This window comes from uncultured Sphingomonas sp. (assembly GCF_964244235.1).
Classification (GTDB): Bacteria; Pseudomonadota; Alphaproteobacteria; order Sphingomonadales; family Sphingomonadaceae; genus Sphingomonas.
Window position 1 is genome coordinate 1 of sequence record NZ_CAXTII010000010.1, and the last position, 13,806, is coordinate 13,806.

Consider the following 13,806-nt stretch of genomic DNA (forward strand, 5'->3'; position numbering starts at 1 on the left):
ACCCGCAAGAGCTACCGGTTCGACTTCGTGCTGGAAATCGCGTTCCGGATCGAGGGCGCGACGTTGTCGGCCGAAGCGCAGATCGAAAACGGCGGCGACGCGCCGATGCCCGCGCAATTCGGCTTCCACCCCGCTTTTGCCTGGCCGTTGCCGTACGGCGAACCGCGTGCCGACCACCGCGTCACCTTCGCCGCGGACGAACCCGGACTACTCCGCAAGATCGCGCCCGACGGCCAGATCGCGGCGGACATGCGCGCCAGCCCGCTCGACGGTCGCGTCCTGTACCTACGCGACAACCTGTTCGTCGATGATGCGCTGGTCTGGGACCCGGTCCAGTCGCAGGCGGTGACCTATGGCGCGGCGGACGGCCCGCAACTGCACGTAGCATTCCCCGACACCCCGCGGCTCGGCATCTGGACCAAGCCCGGTGCGCGTTTCGTCTGCATCGAACCCTGGCACGGCATCGCCGATCCCGAAGGCTACACCGGCGATTTCCGCGTCAAGCCGGGCGTATTCGAAGTGGCCGCCGGGGAAACCAGGCGGATCGCGATGCACATCACGCTCGTGCCCTGACATCTGTCCTACACGCGCAATCTCTGCCAAGGCGCGCGCATGACGTCGCGCGCCTTCCCCACCCCGGCCAGCCACAAATTTCGCGCGGGGGTGATTTCGGCGTGGACGTGCCGTGTGGTTCGTCCACTTCCGACCCCGATCAGCCTGGATCGACCGACCCGATGAGTTCCCCCCGCCGTACCTTCGCGATCATCTCGCACCCCGATGCGGGCAAGACGACGCTGACCGAAAAGCTGCTCTATTTCGGCGGCGCGATCCATCTGGCGGGCGAGGTGAAGGCGCGGGGCCAGAACCGCCGTGCGCGCTCCGACTGGATGAAGATCGAGCAGCAGCGCGGCATCTCGGTCACGTCGTCGGTGATGACGTTCGAGCAGGCCCAAAAAGACGGGAGCGTCATCACCTTCAACCTGCTCGACACGCCGGGGCACGAGGATTTCAGCGAGGACACCTACCGCACGCTGACCGCGGTCGACAGCGCGGTGATGGTGATCGACGCAGCGAAGGGCATCGAGCCGCAGACGCGCAAGCTGTTCGAGGTCTGCCGCCTGCGCAGCGTGCCGATCATCACCTTCGTCAACAAGGTCGATCGCGAAGGCCGCCCGGTTTTCGAGCTGCTCGACGAGATCGCCGACATGCTCGCGCTCGATGTCTGTCCGATGAGCTGGCCGATCGGGATGGGGGGAGAGTTCGAGGGGGTGCTGGACCTCGTCAGCGGCGGCGTCAGCCGGCCAGAGGGCGACAGCCGCGGCTTTCAAGGGAAGATCGATACCGATGTGATTCTGCCCGAACGCTTCGCCGAGGAGGTCGAGCTGGCGCAGATCGGCTATCCCGCGTTCGACGTCGAGGCGTATCGGAGCGGCGACCTGACGCCGGTGTATTTCGGATCGGCGCTCAAGGATTTCGGCGTCGCCGAACTGATCGCAGCGCTGGCCGACTATGCGCCGTCACCGCGCGCGCAGCCGGCCGAGCCTGCGCCGGTGTCCCCGGACGAGAAGGAAGTCACCGGCTTCGTCTTCAAGGTGCAGGCGAACATGGACCCCAACCACCGCGACCGGATCGCGTTCATGCGGCTGTGTTCGGGAACCTTCAAGCGCGGCATGAAGCTGATCCCGTCGGGTACAGGCAAGCCGATCGCGGTACATTCGCCGATCCTGTTCTTCGCGAGAGACCGCGAACTGGCGGACGAGGCGTTTCCCGGGGACATCATCGGGATCCCCAACCACGGCACGCTACGGGTGGGGGATACGCTGAGCGAACGCGCGGAGGTGCGCTTCACCGGCCTGCCCAATTTCGCGCCCGAAATCCTGCGCCGCGTGATCCTGAAAGACCCCACCAAGACCAAGCAGTTGCGCAAGGCCCTGGACGACATGGCGGAAGAAGGGGTGACGCAGGTCTTCTACCCCGAGATCGGGTCGAACTGGATCATCGGCGTCGTCGGGCAATTGCAACTGGAGGTGCTGCTCAGCCGCCTCGATGCGGAGTACAAGGTTGCCGCCGGGCTGGAACCGGCACCGTTCGACACCGCACGCTGGATCTCGGCGGCCGAACCCGCGGACCTGAAGGCGTTCACCGACATCAACCGGTCGGCGATGGCGAAGGACCGCGACGGCAATCCGGTGTTCCTGGCGAAAAGCGCGTGGGAGATCGGCTATGTCGCCGACCGCTACCCCAAGGTCCGCTTCGCGGCGACCCGCGAGCGGTGAGCGGGGCCGGGGGGCTGGGCGATGCGCCCTATGTCCTGCTCGACGATGCACGGCTGGGCGGGGCCGTCGCGCGGTTGTACCGGGGGCCGGTGGAGATCGTGGCGGCGGTCCGGGTGGCGGAGGTGGCGGCTGCGCTCGAGCGTGTCCGGGCCGCGACGGCGAGCGGGCTGCACGCGGCGGGCTACCTCGCCTACGAAGCCGGAGCGGCATTCGTCCCGATCCGTTCCCCGGCGAACGCAGGAACCCAGGGTCCCGAGGACGACGCCCATGACCCTGGGTTCCTGCGTTCGCAGAAAAACGGGCCCCTCCTCTGGTTCGGCCTGTTCGACCGTTACGACACGGTCGACGATGTCGCGGCGCTTCTCCCCGATCCGGCGGGCGTATGGATCGGTGCGGCACAGCCCGCGATCGACCGCGCCGACTATGACGCTCGCATCGCCCGCATCCTGGGTCTGATCGCAGCGGGCGACATCTACCAGGCGAACCTCACCTTCGCCGCGACCGTCCCCGTGGCTGGTGATCCGGCGGCATTGTTCGCCCGGTTGCGCGCCGCGTCGGGGGCTGGATACGGTGCGCTGATCGATACCGGCGACCGCTGGGTCCTGTCGCTGTCGCCCGAACTGTTCTTCGCACTCGACGGCGACCAACTCATCTGCCGGCCGATGAAGGGCACCGCGGCGCGCCTGCCCGATCCGGCAGCGGATGCCGCCGCGGCGGCGACGCCGGCGGCGGACCCCAAGCAGCGCGCGGAAAACCTCATGATCGTCGATCTGATGCGCAACGACCTGTCGCGCGTCGCGGTCGCGGGCAGCGTCGCGGTGCCCGCATTGTTCGCGGTCGAACATTATCCGACCGTGCACCAGATGACGTCGACCGTCACGGCGACGATCGCCCCCGGCCGCGACGCGGTCGACGTGGTCGCCGCATTGTTTCCGTGCGGATCGATCACCGGCGCACCGAAAAGCCGTGCGATGGAGGTCATCGCCGACGTCGAGGACCGCACCCGCGGCGTCTATTGCGGCGCGATCGGCCGGATCGACGCAGCCACCGATGCTGCGGGTAGCGACGCGATGTTCAACGTCGCGATCCGGACGCTGACGGTTCGAAATGGCACGGCAACGATGGGACTTGGATCGGGTGTCGTCGCGGACTCGGTCGCGGCGGACGAATGGGATGAATGCCTGGCGAAAAGCGCGTTCCTGACCGCCGGCACCCACCGCGGCTTCGACCTGATCGAGACGATGGCGTTCGATCCGCAATCCGGGTTGCAGCGGCTCGACCTCCACCTTGCGCGGCTGAATGCGAGCGCCGCGGCGTTCGGCTTCGCATTCGACCGGCATGCGGCGCGCAACGAACTGCAGGCCGCGACCTTCCGGTTGCGGACGCCGCGGCGAATCCGGCTGTTGCTGGCGCGGTCGGGGGCGATCGTGGTTCAGGTCGGGGCGATGCCGGAGCCGGTGGCGGCAATGACGATCGCGGTCGTGCCGTTGCCCGTGGCCGCGGGGGATTTCCGGTTGCGGCACAAGACCAGCGACCGTGGGTTCTACGACGCCGCGAGGCGGGTGGCGGCGACCGACGAAGTGATATTCGAACGCCCCGACGGTCGCCTGACCGAGGGTAGTTTCACGTCGCTGTTCGTGGCCCGGGGCGACGGCATCCTGGTCACCCCGCCGCTGGCGGACGGCCTGCTGCCGGGCGTGCTTCGCGCCGACCTGATCGTCGCCGGTCGTGCGGTCGAGCGGTCGTTGACGCGCGCCGATCTCGTCCCCGGCGGTGTGTTCGTCGGCAATGCGCTGCGTGGGCTGATCCCCGCGGTGTCCGCGGTTGCGCCATAGGATGTACCACGGCATAGGCCACGCGTCGCTTTTGCAAAGGCCCGCCATGCATCCCTCCGCCGCGCTCGACCGGATCAGCCCTTCGCCCACGCTCGCGATCACGGCGCGGGTCGGGGAATTGAAGCGCGCCGGGATCGACGTGATCGGGCTCGGTGCCGGCGAGCCCGATTTCGATACGCCCGATTTCGTGAAGGACGCCGCGATCAAGGCGATCCGCGACGGCAAGACCAAATATACCAATGTCGATGGCACGCCCGAACTGAAATCCGCGATCGTCGACAAATTCGCGCGCGACAATCGCCTGGCCTATGCCACAAACCAGATCAGCGTGAACGTCGGCGGCAAGCATACATTGTTCAACGCCATCGTCTCGAGCGTCGATGCAGGCGACGAGGTCGTGATCCCGGCACCCTATTGGGTCAGCTACCCCGATGTCGTCCAGTTCGCGGGCGGCGTCCCGGTCGTCGTTCCTTGCGGGCCCGAGGTCGGCTACAAATTGTCCCCCGAGGCGCTGGAGGCGGCAATCACGCCGCGCACCAAATGGGTCGTCATCAACTCACCCTCGAACCCGACGGGGGCCGCCTATACGAAAGCCGAGATGGTGGCGCTCGGCGCGGTGCTCGACCGCCACCCGCATGTCTGGGTGTTCGCGGACGATATGTACGAACACATCCTCTATGACGGCTTCCCGTTCGCAACGATGGCGGATGCCTGTCCGCAGCTGTACGAGCGCACGCTGACGGTGAACGGCTGTTCGAAAGCCTATGCCATGACCGGTTGGCGGATCGGTTATGCCGGCGGCCCGGCCTGGCTGATCGCGGCGATGGCGAAGCTGCAATCGCAATCGACGTCCAATCCCTGCTCGATCGCACAGGCCGCGGCGGTCGCCGCGCTGAACGGCGATCAGTCCTTCCTTGCCGAGCGCAACGCCGCGTTCAAGGTCCGGCGCGATCTGATCGTCGGGATGCTGAACGCCATCCCCGGCGTGCATTGCCCGACCCCGGAGGGCGCGTTCTATGTCTATCCGTCGATCGCCGGGCTGATCGGGAAGACGACGCCGGCGGGCAAGATCATCGACAGCGACGATGCCTTCGTCGCCTATCTGCTCGACGATGCGAAGGTGGCGGCGGTGCAGGGGTCGGCGTTCGGGCTGAGCCCGGCGATGCGGATCAGCTATGCGACGTCGGACGAATTGCTGGCCGAGGCGGGTCGCCGGATCCAGTCGGCGTGCGCGGCGCTCGGCTGATCGTCGTAACGCGGCGTTAGGGGGTATCCGTAAGCGGGCGTTAATCGTGCGTTTCGCAATAGGCCATTGTCGAACGCGCGCATCCGTTCGATGACCAGGCACGTAGCTGGGACGACCAGCGGTTTTCGAAAGTGGGATATGCGGGGCATCGTCAAACCGGATTTCTTCCTGCCGTTCGCCGGTGGGTTCGTGCTCGGCACGATCGGCCTGTTCGCGATGCAGCCGGCCGATGCGACGCAAGGCTTCGCGCAGCGGATCGGCGCGATCGTCCACCAGCAGCGTTGAGGATTAGGGTCCAAACCCGATCACGACCATTGGCCTGATCGGGTTTGGACCCTAGAGCAGCGGGCTCATGATCCGGGCGATATTCTCGATCAGCCGCCGGACCTTCGGGCGGGCACGCCAGGTCATCAGATCCACGCAGTCGCTGCCGTCCAGATAAGCCTCCTGGATCCGTTCCAGCGCGCCGATGGCATCGCTGTCGTAAAGCAGCAGGCTTGCCTCCTCGTTGAGCTGAAACGAGCGGAGGTCGACGTTGCTCGATCCGACGATGCCGAGCCGCGAATCGACGGACACATTCTTGGCGTGCAGAAGGAAGTCGCGGAACAGGTGGATGCGGATGCCGGCGCTGAGCAGCGCATCATAGTAGGAACATTGCGCCAGATGGACGATATGCTGATCGACGACCGCCGATACGATCAGATCGACCGTGACACCGCGTGCCGCCGCGCTTCGCATCGCTGCCAGCACCGCCTCGTCGGGGATGAAATAGGGGGTGACGAGCACCACCCGGTCGCAGGCGCGGTGCAACTGCCAGACCAGCAACGTCTCGAATCCCTCCAACGGATAATCCGCGCCGCTCGGCAGCAATTGGACACGGGCATGACCGACAGCATCGGGTATCGTGACCGCGGCGGGCTCGTCCTCGGTTTCGAGACTCCAGTCGCCGGCGACGACCGCCATCAAGGATGCCACCGCCGGGCCCGTCACTCGTGCCACCAGTTCGCGATTGACGACGCCCGGGCGGAAATCCTTGGTGACCAGGTTCTGCGAGCCGGCATAGCCGACGCGCCCGTCGATCGCGAACAGCTTGCGATGGTTGCGCATGTCGCTCCGCGTCCGCCGCCACAGCCACCGGACGGGCAACGCCTCGCGGACATCGACGTCGATACCGCGCAACAGCTTCAACGTGCCCCGCCGCCAATGATGCGACCCCACCGGATCGAACATGACGCGAACCGCGACGCCGCGAGTCCTGGCCCGACCAAGCGCCGCCGCGATCCGCCGCCCGACCATGTCGTTGGCGAAGATGTAGACCAGGATATCGACCCGCTCCGCCGCACCGTCGATATCGCCAACCAGCCGGTCGATCATCCCGTCATAATCGTCGATCAGTTCGACCATGTTGCCGCCGCACGCCGGCAGCCGACCCAGCCGATGCGCGAACCCTCCGATCTCGCTGCATTCGCCGGGCGGCGCATCCGCCTCGATCCGTGCGGCGATATCGGCGAAATAGGGATGCAACGCCTTCCACCTTTGCTGCCGCCACTCCGGGAAATGCGGCCGCCCGATCATCAGGAACAGCACCAGTCCCGGCACGGGCAGGAAGAAGATCAGCAACAGCCAGCTGGCGGTCGCCGCCGGGCTGCGCCGCAGCGGCACGGCGGCGAGTGCGCCGATGCGGATGATCCATTCGGCGGCATACCAGGCAGTGCGGGGGTCGGGGAGAGTCACAGCTGCGATCCTAGACCGACCGACGGGCTGCCGACGAGGGGGGATTTGCCCGGATGGACTGCGCAGCCTATCTGGCAAGCATGTCCAGGCCGTCCCAACCACCGCTCCGCGCCGTCATCGTGCCGGTCACGCCGCTCCAGCAGAATTGCACGGTCGTCTGGTGCATGGCGACGATGAAGGCGGCGGTGGTCGATCCCGGCGGCGATCTCGACCGTATCCGTGCAGCCGTCGCGGCCCAGGGCGTGACGGTGGAAAAGGTCCTGCTGACGCACGGGCATATCGATCATGCCGGCGAAGCGAAGCCGCTGGCGGACATGCTCCGCGTCGCGATCGAGGGTCCGCATGCGGAGGATCGCTGGCTGCTCGATACGCTGGCGGAGGACGGCGCCAAATATGGCATCCGCGGCGTGCCGTTCGTTCCCGATCGCTGGCTGGTCGAGGGCGATACCGTCACGATCGGCGATCTGGCGCTCGATGTGTACGAAACGCCGGGACACACGCCCGGACATGTCGTGTTCCACCACGCGCCATCGAAACTGGCGCTCGTCGGCGATGTGCTGTTCCAGGGATCGGTCGGCCGCACCGATTTTCCGCGTGGTAACCACCCACAGCTGATCGCGTCGATCGTCGACAAATTATGGCCGATGGGGGCGGAGACCGCGTTCATCCCGGGCCACGGCCCCGCCAGCAATTTCGGCCACGAACGCGCAACCAACATGTTCGTCAGCGACCGCGCGCTGTCGGCCTGACCGTCAACGCCGCGCTGCCGCCGTCGCGTCACGCACATCTTTGAACTCCGACCCGGCGCTCCACGTCGGCCAGTCGCGTCCGTCGGCCAGCCGTCGTGCGACCGAATATACCAGATCGACATCGTCCGCCGCGCCGCGCAGGTTCCAGTCAGCGTCCCAGGCGTCGCAGGTCTGGTGGTAGCATTTCATGTAACCGTCGAGCCACGCCTGCCCCGCCGGACGCCCGCCCGTAACGAGATCGGGTGCACCGCTGATCGCCATCAGCAGCAGCGTCGGCACGCCGCGTTTCGCCAGCGAGAAATGGTCCGCGCGGTAGAACAGCCCGCGCTCGGGCAATGCCTCGGGCGTCACCACCCGACCCTGCGCGGTCGCCGCATCGCCCAGCATTCCCTCGATCGAATCCTGCCCCGCGCCGACCAGCAGAACGTCATGCGACGGCCCCGCGGTCTGTAGTATGTCGAGCGTCAGGTTCGCGACCGTCTTTGCCGCCGGATAGACCGGTGCGACCGCATAGGTCTCGGACCCGAGCAGCCCGCGCTCCTCCCCGGTCCAAAGCGCGAAGACGACCGAGCGGTCGGTTTGCGGCGCGGCCTTGAACGCGCGTGCCATCTCCAGCACCCCGGCAACGCCAAGCCCGTCGTCGTTCGCGCCGGGGCGCATCGTCCGGCCCTGTGCGTCGGGTTTGCCGAGCCCATAGGCGTCCCAGTGCGCACCCAGCATGACGACTTCGCCAGGATGGCGCGTACCGGTGATCTTCGCCAGCACGTTGCGGCTTTCGATATGTTCCTGGGTGACGGGCAAATCCACGGAGAGACGCGTCTTCAAGGTGACCGGGCGGAATGCGCTGCGCCGCGCCGATGCACGCAGCTTGGCGAGATCGAGCCCCGAAGCGGCAAACAGCCTGGCTGCGGCATCGCCCTGCAGCCAGCCTTGCAGCAGCATCACCGATGCCGGATCGGCGCGGACGATATCGTAATTCTCGCCCGCAGGCGCGGTCACCGTCGACCAGCCATAGCCAGCGCCCGGCGTGTCGTGGACGATCAATGCACCGACCGCACCGCGCCGCGCGGCCTCTTCATATTTATACGTCCAACGGCCGTAATAGGTCATCCGCCGCCCGCCGAACTTGCCGATCGAATCGTCGCCCGCCGCCGCTTCGAAATCGGGATCGTTGACCAGGAAGACCGCGACCTTGCCCTTAAGGTCGACGCCCTTGAAATCGTCCCAACCGCGTTCGGGCGCGTTGACGCCGTAGCCGACGAACACCATCGGCGCGGCGGCGATCGCCACCTGGTCCACCGCGCGATCGGTGCCGACATAGATGTCGCGGCCCTGCACCAGCGGCAGGTCGCCCGCGCGGATCGTCCCCGCACCGGTGCGAGTATGGATCAGCGGCACGGCTTGCGTCCATGCGCCGCCGGGACCACCGGGCTCCAGCCCCATCGACTTGAGTTGGCCGATCAGCCAATCGACCGTCCGCGCTTCGCCGGGGGTACCGGGCGCGCGACCCTCGAACGCGGCGGACGCGAGCGTCTTGACGTCGGCGGACAGACGATCGGGCGCGATCGGCCCCTTGTCCTGTGCCGCCGCGGCGGTGGTCAGCAGGGCGGCGACGATGGTCGGCAGGACGCGCATCAACCGCGCGCCGCAGGCACGACGCTGATGGTGCCGCGCATATGCACTGGCCCCGCCCGATAGGCGATCGCGATCGCCCAGCCCGCGAGCAGGGCGAGGATCAGCCAGGTCGCCACCGCGCCGCCGCCACGCAGCGGATTGGTCGTCGTCCGGTCCATGCCGAGACCGTGCGCCACGCGAGCCAGTACGAACGCGATTCCGGCGATCCGAAGCCAGAAGGGCGATGCGCCCGCCAACTCGATCAGTCCCATCAGGATCAGCACGAACGGCGCATATTCGGTGAAGTTGGCATGCGCACGCATCCGCGACCGAAGCCGCAGATCATCGTTGTCGCCGACCAGCACCTTGTCCTTCAGCCGGGTCGGCACGATTCGGAAGGCGAGCCACAGATTGATCACCGCAGCGGCGGCGGCGATCGTGAGTGTTACCGGCAAGATCATGGTGGCTCCCCTTATCGTTATGCACCGCCCTGCCACCTGAGCGCGATGCTTGCAACGCGGGCGGGAATCGCTATAGCGCCACGCTTCGCGATGCGTCCGGCCGTCAGCCCACGCGGCCGCCGGTCATGCCGTCGGCCGTATGTGTTTTCGGTCCGGCCGGTCGATCCTGGTCCAGATGAACAAGGTGCCGAAATGGCCGTCCCCAAAAGAAAGACTTCGCCCTCCAAGCGCGGCATGCGCCGTGGCCACGACTCGCTGGTCGCCGCCTCGTTTCAGGAATGCCCCAATTGCGGTGAACTGAAGCGGCCGCACCACCTATGCGGCTCGTGCGGTCATTATAACGGCCGCGAGATCGTCTCGGTCGAGGGCTGATCGACCTAAGCGAGGCCTGAACGCATGTCCGATCAATTCCCGTCCGATCGCGCACTGATCGCGGTCGATGCGATGGGCGGGGATGACGGGCTGGCCGTGATGCTGGCCGGGGTCGCGCGTGCGCGGCGTCGGTTCGAGGGTACGCGGTTCCTGCTGGTCGGCGACGAACGCGCGATCGGCGACGGGTTGGCGAACCATCCCAACCTCGCGCAGCATGCCGAGATCGTCCACGCACCCGAAATGGTCGGCTCGAGCGAGCGGCCGACCCAGGCGATCCGTCGCGCCAGGATGACGTCGATGGGGATCGCGATCGACCTGGTGAAGCAGGGTCGCGCGGCGGCAGCGGTGTCGAGCGGCAATACCGGTGCGATGATGGCGATGGCAAAGCTCAGCCTCCGGATGTTGCCGGGTATCGATCGTCCGGCGCTGGCCGCGCTGCTGCCGACGCTTGGCGCGACCGACATGGTCATGCTCGATCTCGGCGCGAATACGGAATGCGATGCACGCAATCTCGTCCAGTTCGCGGTCATGGGCGCCGCATATGCGCGGACGACGCTCGACCTCGAACGCCCGCGCGTCGCGCTGCTGAACATCGGCAGCGAGGATCAGAAGGGCACCGGCGAGATCCGCGACGCCGCCGCACGCCTGCGCGCCGCGACCCATTTGCCGATGCAGTTCGAAGGTTTCATCGAGGGCGATCGGCTGTCGCGCGGCGAAGTCGATGTGATCGTGTGCGACGGTTTTTCCGGGAATATCGCGCTGAAGACCGCGGAGGGCACGGCGCGCTTCGTCGCCGATCTGCTGCGCCGTGCCTTCAGCAGTTCGATGCGCTCCAAGATCGGTTTTCTCATCTCGCGTCCGGCCACCGAATTGCTGCGCGATCACCTCGATCCCAACAACCATAACGGCGCGGTCTTCCTGGGGCTGAACGGCATCGTCGTGAAGAGTCATGGCGGCGCAAACGAAGTCGGCGTCGCCACCGCGATCGGCAATGCGGTGAAGATGGTGCGCAACGACCTGTGCCGCCGGATCGGCGACGATCTTGGTCATATGGAGCAGGCGGCGTGATCCGTTCGGTCATTACCGGTACCGGTTCCGCCTTGCCTGTCCGGCGCGTTTCCAACGCGGAACTGGCGCTCACGGTCGACACAACCGACGAATGGATCGTCGAGCGCACCGGCATCCGCTTCCGCCACATTGCGGGGCCCGGGGAAACGACCGCGTCGCTTGCCGCGGATGCCTGCCGCGCCGCGCTCTCGGCGGCGGGCGTTCCGGCGCAGGATATCGATCTGATCGTACTCGCGACCGCCACCCCGGACCAGACCTTCCCCGCCTCGGCAACGAAGGTGCAGACGATGCTCGGCATCGATGATTGCGTCGCGTTCGACGTCGCTGCGGTGTGTTCGGGTTTTCTCTATGCCCTGCAGGTCGCCGACAGCATGCTGCGGTGCGGTGCGGCGAAGCGTGCGCTCGTTATCGGCGCGGAGACGTTCAGCCGCATCCTCGACTGGGAAGACCGCACCACCTGCGTGCTATTCGGCGATGGCGCAGGTGCGATCGTGCTCGAGGCGCGTGAGAGCGACGAGCGCGAAGGTCGCGGCATCCTGGCCGCCAAGCTGCATGCCGATGGCCGCCACAACGCGCTGCTCTATGTCGATGGCGGGCCGTCCACGACGGGCACCGTCGGCAAGCTCAGAATGAAGGGCCGCGAGGTCTTTCGTCACGCGGTGAACAACCTGGCATCGGTGATGGGAGAAGCGCTCGCGCTCGCCGGGGTGACCGCGGAGGCGGTCGATTGGGTCGTACCGCATCAGGCGAACGCGCGGATCCTCGATGCGACCGCACGCAAGCTCGGCTTGCCGGCCGCGAAGGTCGTGGTGACCGTGGACCGCCATGCCAACACCTCCGCCGCTTCGGTCCCGCTCGCGCTCGATGCAGCGGTGCGCGACGGACGTGTCCGGCAGGGACAAATCATCGTCCTCGAAGCGATGGGCGGAGGCTTCACCTGGGGTGCCGCTGTGGTGCGTTTCTGACGCGTTGAAAATCCACGGGATTGTCGTTACGCATCCGGTGATTTAATCCTTTTCCCGGCTTTGGTCGGTGTGATAGGCTGTGCCTCCGAGCCGGGGAGGGCTGTTGTCGATGGATATGAGTGTGATGCCGGTGGGGACGTTGACCCGCGCCGACTTGGCCGAGATGCTCCACCGTCAGGTTGGTCTGTCCCGCACCGACTCGGGGAAGATCGTGGAACATATCCTTCACGACATGTGCGCGGCGCTGTCGCGTGGCGAGAACGTCAAGATTTCGGGTTTCGGCACTTTCGTCCTGCGCGACAAGGGGGAACGTGTCGGGCGCAACCCGAAGACCGGCGTCGAAGTGCCGATCGCGCCGCGCCGCGTGCTGACCTTCCGCGCCAGCCAGATGATGCGCGACCGCATCGTCGGTGCCGGATAACATACATCGATGCCGCGCGACATGCCGGACAAGGCGGCGACGGCGTTCAGGACGATCGGCGAGGTGTCGCGCGACACCGGGCTGCCCCAGCACATCCTACGCTATTGGGAGACGCGGTTCGTCCAGTTGCGCCCGGTGCAGCGCGCGGGCAATCGGCGGTATTACCGGCCCGAGGACACCGCACTCGTCCGGCGGATCGATCGGCTCCTCAACCGCGACGGCTATACGGTGCGTGGCGTGCAGCAATTGCTGGCAGGGGAGGCGGGCGACCTACCCGGCGATCCGCCGGTCGGTTCCGATAGGGGGCCGGCGATCCGCGCCATCCGCGCTATGCTCGTCGGTGCGCTGGCGGACGACGAGGCTTTGCAACGCGGCTGACGTCCTGACTGGACAGGGCCTTACTCCGTCGCAGCGCGGTGCGTCTGCTGGTTCGCCAGAATCTCGGACAAGGTCGCGAGCGGCATCGGAACGACGAATTTGAACCCCAGACGGCCATCATAGGCCCAACAGACCGTGCCGAACAACGCGGTACCGGTTTCGGTCAGGAGAACCTGTCCCGTCTGCCCGCGCTGTACGCCGATATTCGCGGTCAGCTTCGTACCACCGGGCGAAATGTCGAGCGCCTCCACCTTGATCCGTTGTGCTCCGATACGCAGCAGGGCCGGCGCACTGATGGGGAAACGCGGCGCGCGGGCGACGAGGCCGTCGTCGCGCTTCACCTTGAACACGCACTCCACGTCCTGGCGCGTGTCGAACTCGATCCCCGCCCTGAAACCCTCGACCCAGCGGACGGTGGCGTCGATCGGCGGCAGCCCGCGAATCTCGATACAGGTCCGCTGACCCGCGACCGGCAATTTGATGAACCGCGCCATCAGCCCGGTCGGCGAAACGTCATGGACCAGACATGCGTGCGCGCCCGCGGGATCCAGCACCTTGCCGACAAGCAGCACCAGCGAATGGCGCTTGCCCGTACGGCGTTCCGGTCCCGCCGCGGCAGGCGTGATCATCGGCGTTTCAGGATCGGACAGGTTCATCATCTCCCCCCTTGGTCTTCGCAGCGGGCGG

At 66.7% G+C, this 13,806-nt stretch carries 14 protein-coding genes and 1 pseudogene; 11 read left to right on the forward strand and 4 right to left on the reverse strand.

Annotation, left to right across the window (positions count from 1 at the left end):
- The 5 genes and pseudogenes from ACFE7D_RS03250 to ACFE7D_RS03270 form a co-directional block, all read left to right on the forward strand.
- Nucleotides 1-573 (forward strand): annotated as a pseudogene (locus ACFE7D_RS03250) (aldose 1-epimerase family protein); the annotation flags it as partial.
- Between the two features lie 161 nt (nt 574-734).
- Nucleotides 735-2,276 (forward strand): peptide chain release factor 3, encoded by a 1,542-nt coding sequence (locus ACFE7D_RS03255; RefSeq protein ID WP_375393997.1) that lies wholly within the window; start codon nt 735-737, stop codon nt 2,274-2,276.
- Nucleotides 2,273-4,111, forward strand: coding sequence for an aminodeoxychorismate synthase component I (gene pabB, locus ACFE7D_RS03260; RefSeq protein WP_375393998.1), 1,839 nt, complete (start codon nt 2,273-2,275; stop codon nt 4,109-4,111). The genes ACFE7D_RS03255 and pabB overlap by 4 nt, the downstream gene beginning before the upstream one ends.
- Before the next feature lie 46 nt (nt 4,112-4,157).
- Nucleotides 4,158-5,357 (forward strand): pyridoxal phosphate-dependent aminotransferase, encoded by a 1,200-nt coding sequence (locus ACFE7D_RS03265; RefSeq protein ID WP_375393999.1) that lies wholly within the window; start codon nt 4,158-4,160, stop codon nt 5,355-5,357.
- 90 nt (nt 5,358-5,447) lie between these two features.
- The gene (locus ACFE7D_RS03270) at nt 5,448-5,642 is read left to right on the forward strand and encodes a hypothetical protein (protein WP_375394000.1); all 195 of its coding nucleotides are present in this window, start codon (nt 5,448-5,450) and stop codon (nt 5,640-5,642) included.
- 51 nt (nt 5,643-5,693) lie between these two features.
- On the opposite strand, the gene ACFE7D_RS03275 is transcribed toward ACFE7D_RS03270, so the two are convergent.
- On the reverse strand, nt 5,694-7,100 hold the full coding sequence (locus ACFE7D_RS03275) for a phospholipase D-like domain-containing protein (protein WP_375394043.1): 1,407 nt from the start codon (nt 7,098-7,100) through the stop codon (nt 5,694-5,696).
- 71 nt (nt 7,101-7,171) lie between these two features.
- On the opposite strand from ACFE7D_RS03275, the gene ACFE7D_RS03280 reads away from it, so the two are divergent.
- The gene (locus ACFE7D_RS03280) at nt 7,172-7,840 is read left to right on the forward strand and encodes an MBL fold metallo-hydrolase (protein WP_375394001.1); all 669 of its coding nucleotides are present in this window, start codon (nt 7,172-7,174) and stop codon (nt 7,838-7,840) included.
- Nucleotides 7,841-7,843: 3 nt separating this feature from the next.
- On the opposite strand, the gene ACFE7D_RS03285 is transcribed toward ACFE7D_RS03280, so the two are convergent.
- Nucleotides 7,844-9,475 (reverse strand): M28 family metallopeptidase, encoded by a 1,632-nt coding sequence (locus tag ACFE7D_RS03285; protein ID WP_375394002.1) that lies wholly within the window; start codon nt 9,473-9,475, stop codon nt 7,844-7,846.
- Nucleotides 9,475-9,915 carry an MAPEG family protein gene (locus ACFE7D_RS03290; RefSeq protein WP_375394003.1) on the reverse strand — a complete coding sequence of 147 codons (441 nt, stop codon included), beginning with the start codon at nt 9,913-9,915 and terminating at the stop codon, nt 9,475-9,477. Before ACFE7D_RS03290 ends, ACFE7D_RS03285 begins: the two co-directional genes overlap by 1 nt.
- Before the next feature lie 192 nt (nt 9,916-10,107).
- Here ACFE7D_RS03290 and rpmF point away from each other — a divergent pair, with 192 nt between their 5' ends.
- The 5 genes from rpmF to ACFE7D_RS03315 all read left to right on the forward strand — a co-directional run bounded on the left by rpmF (nt 10,108) and on the right by ACFE7D_RS03315 (nt 13,119).
- Nucleotides 10,108-10,287: a 50S ribosomal protein L32 gene (gene rpmF / locus ACFE7D_RS03295; protein ID WP_375394004.1), complete on the forward strand. Its 180-nt coding sequence runs from the start codon at nt 10,108-10,110 to the stop codon at nt 10,285-10,287.
- 24 nt (nt 10,288-10,311) lie between these two features.
- Entirely contained in the window at nt 10,312-11,355 is a 1,044-nt protein-coding gene (gene plsX, locus ACFE7D_RS03300) for a phosphate acyltransferase PlsX (protein ID WP_375394005.1), read from the forward strand.
- Complete coding sequence (locus ACFE7D_RS03305) at nt 11,352-12,320, forward strand: beta-ketoacyl-ACP synthase III (protein ID WP_375394006.1); 969 nt, start codon at nt 11,352-11,354, stop codon at nt 12,318-12,320. Before plsX ends, ACFE7D_RS03305 begins: the two co-directional genes overlap by 4 nt.
- Before the next feature lie 115 nt (nt 12,321-12,435).
- Complete coding sequence (locus ACFE7D_RS03310) at nt 12,436-12,741, forward strand: integration host factor subunit alpha (RefSeq protein ID WP_174286594.1); 306 nt, start codon at nt 12,436-12,438, stop codon at nt 12,739-12,741.
- Between the two features lie 9 nt (nt 12,742-12,750).
- Nucleotides 12,751-13,119 carry a MerR family transcriptional regulator gene (locus ACFE7D_RS03315; RefSeq protein WP_375394007.1) on the forward strand — a complete coding sequence of 123 codons (369 nt, stop codon included), beginning with the start codon at nt 12,751-12,753 and terminating at the stop codon, nt 13,117-13,119.
- 20 nt (nt 13,120-13,139) lie between these two features.
- Here the strand turns inward: ACFE7D_RS03315 and ACFE7D_RS03320 are convergent, their stop codons facing one another.
- On the reverse strand, nt 13,140-13,775 hold the full coding sequence (locus tag ACFE7D_RS03320) for a PilZ domain-containing protein (protein ID WP_375394008.1): 636 nt from the start codon (nt 13,773-13,775) through the stop codon (nt 13,140-13,142).
- Nucleotides 13,776-13,806 lie beyond the last annotated feature (31 nt).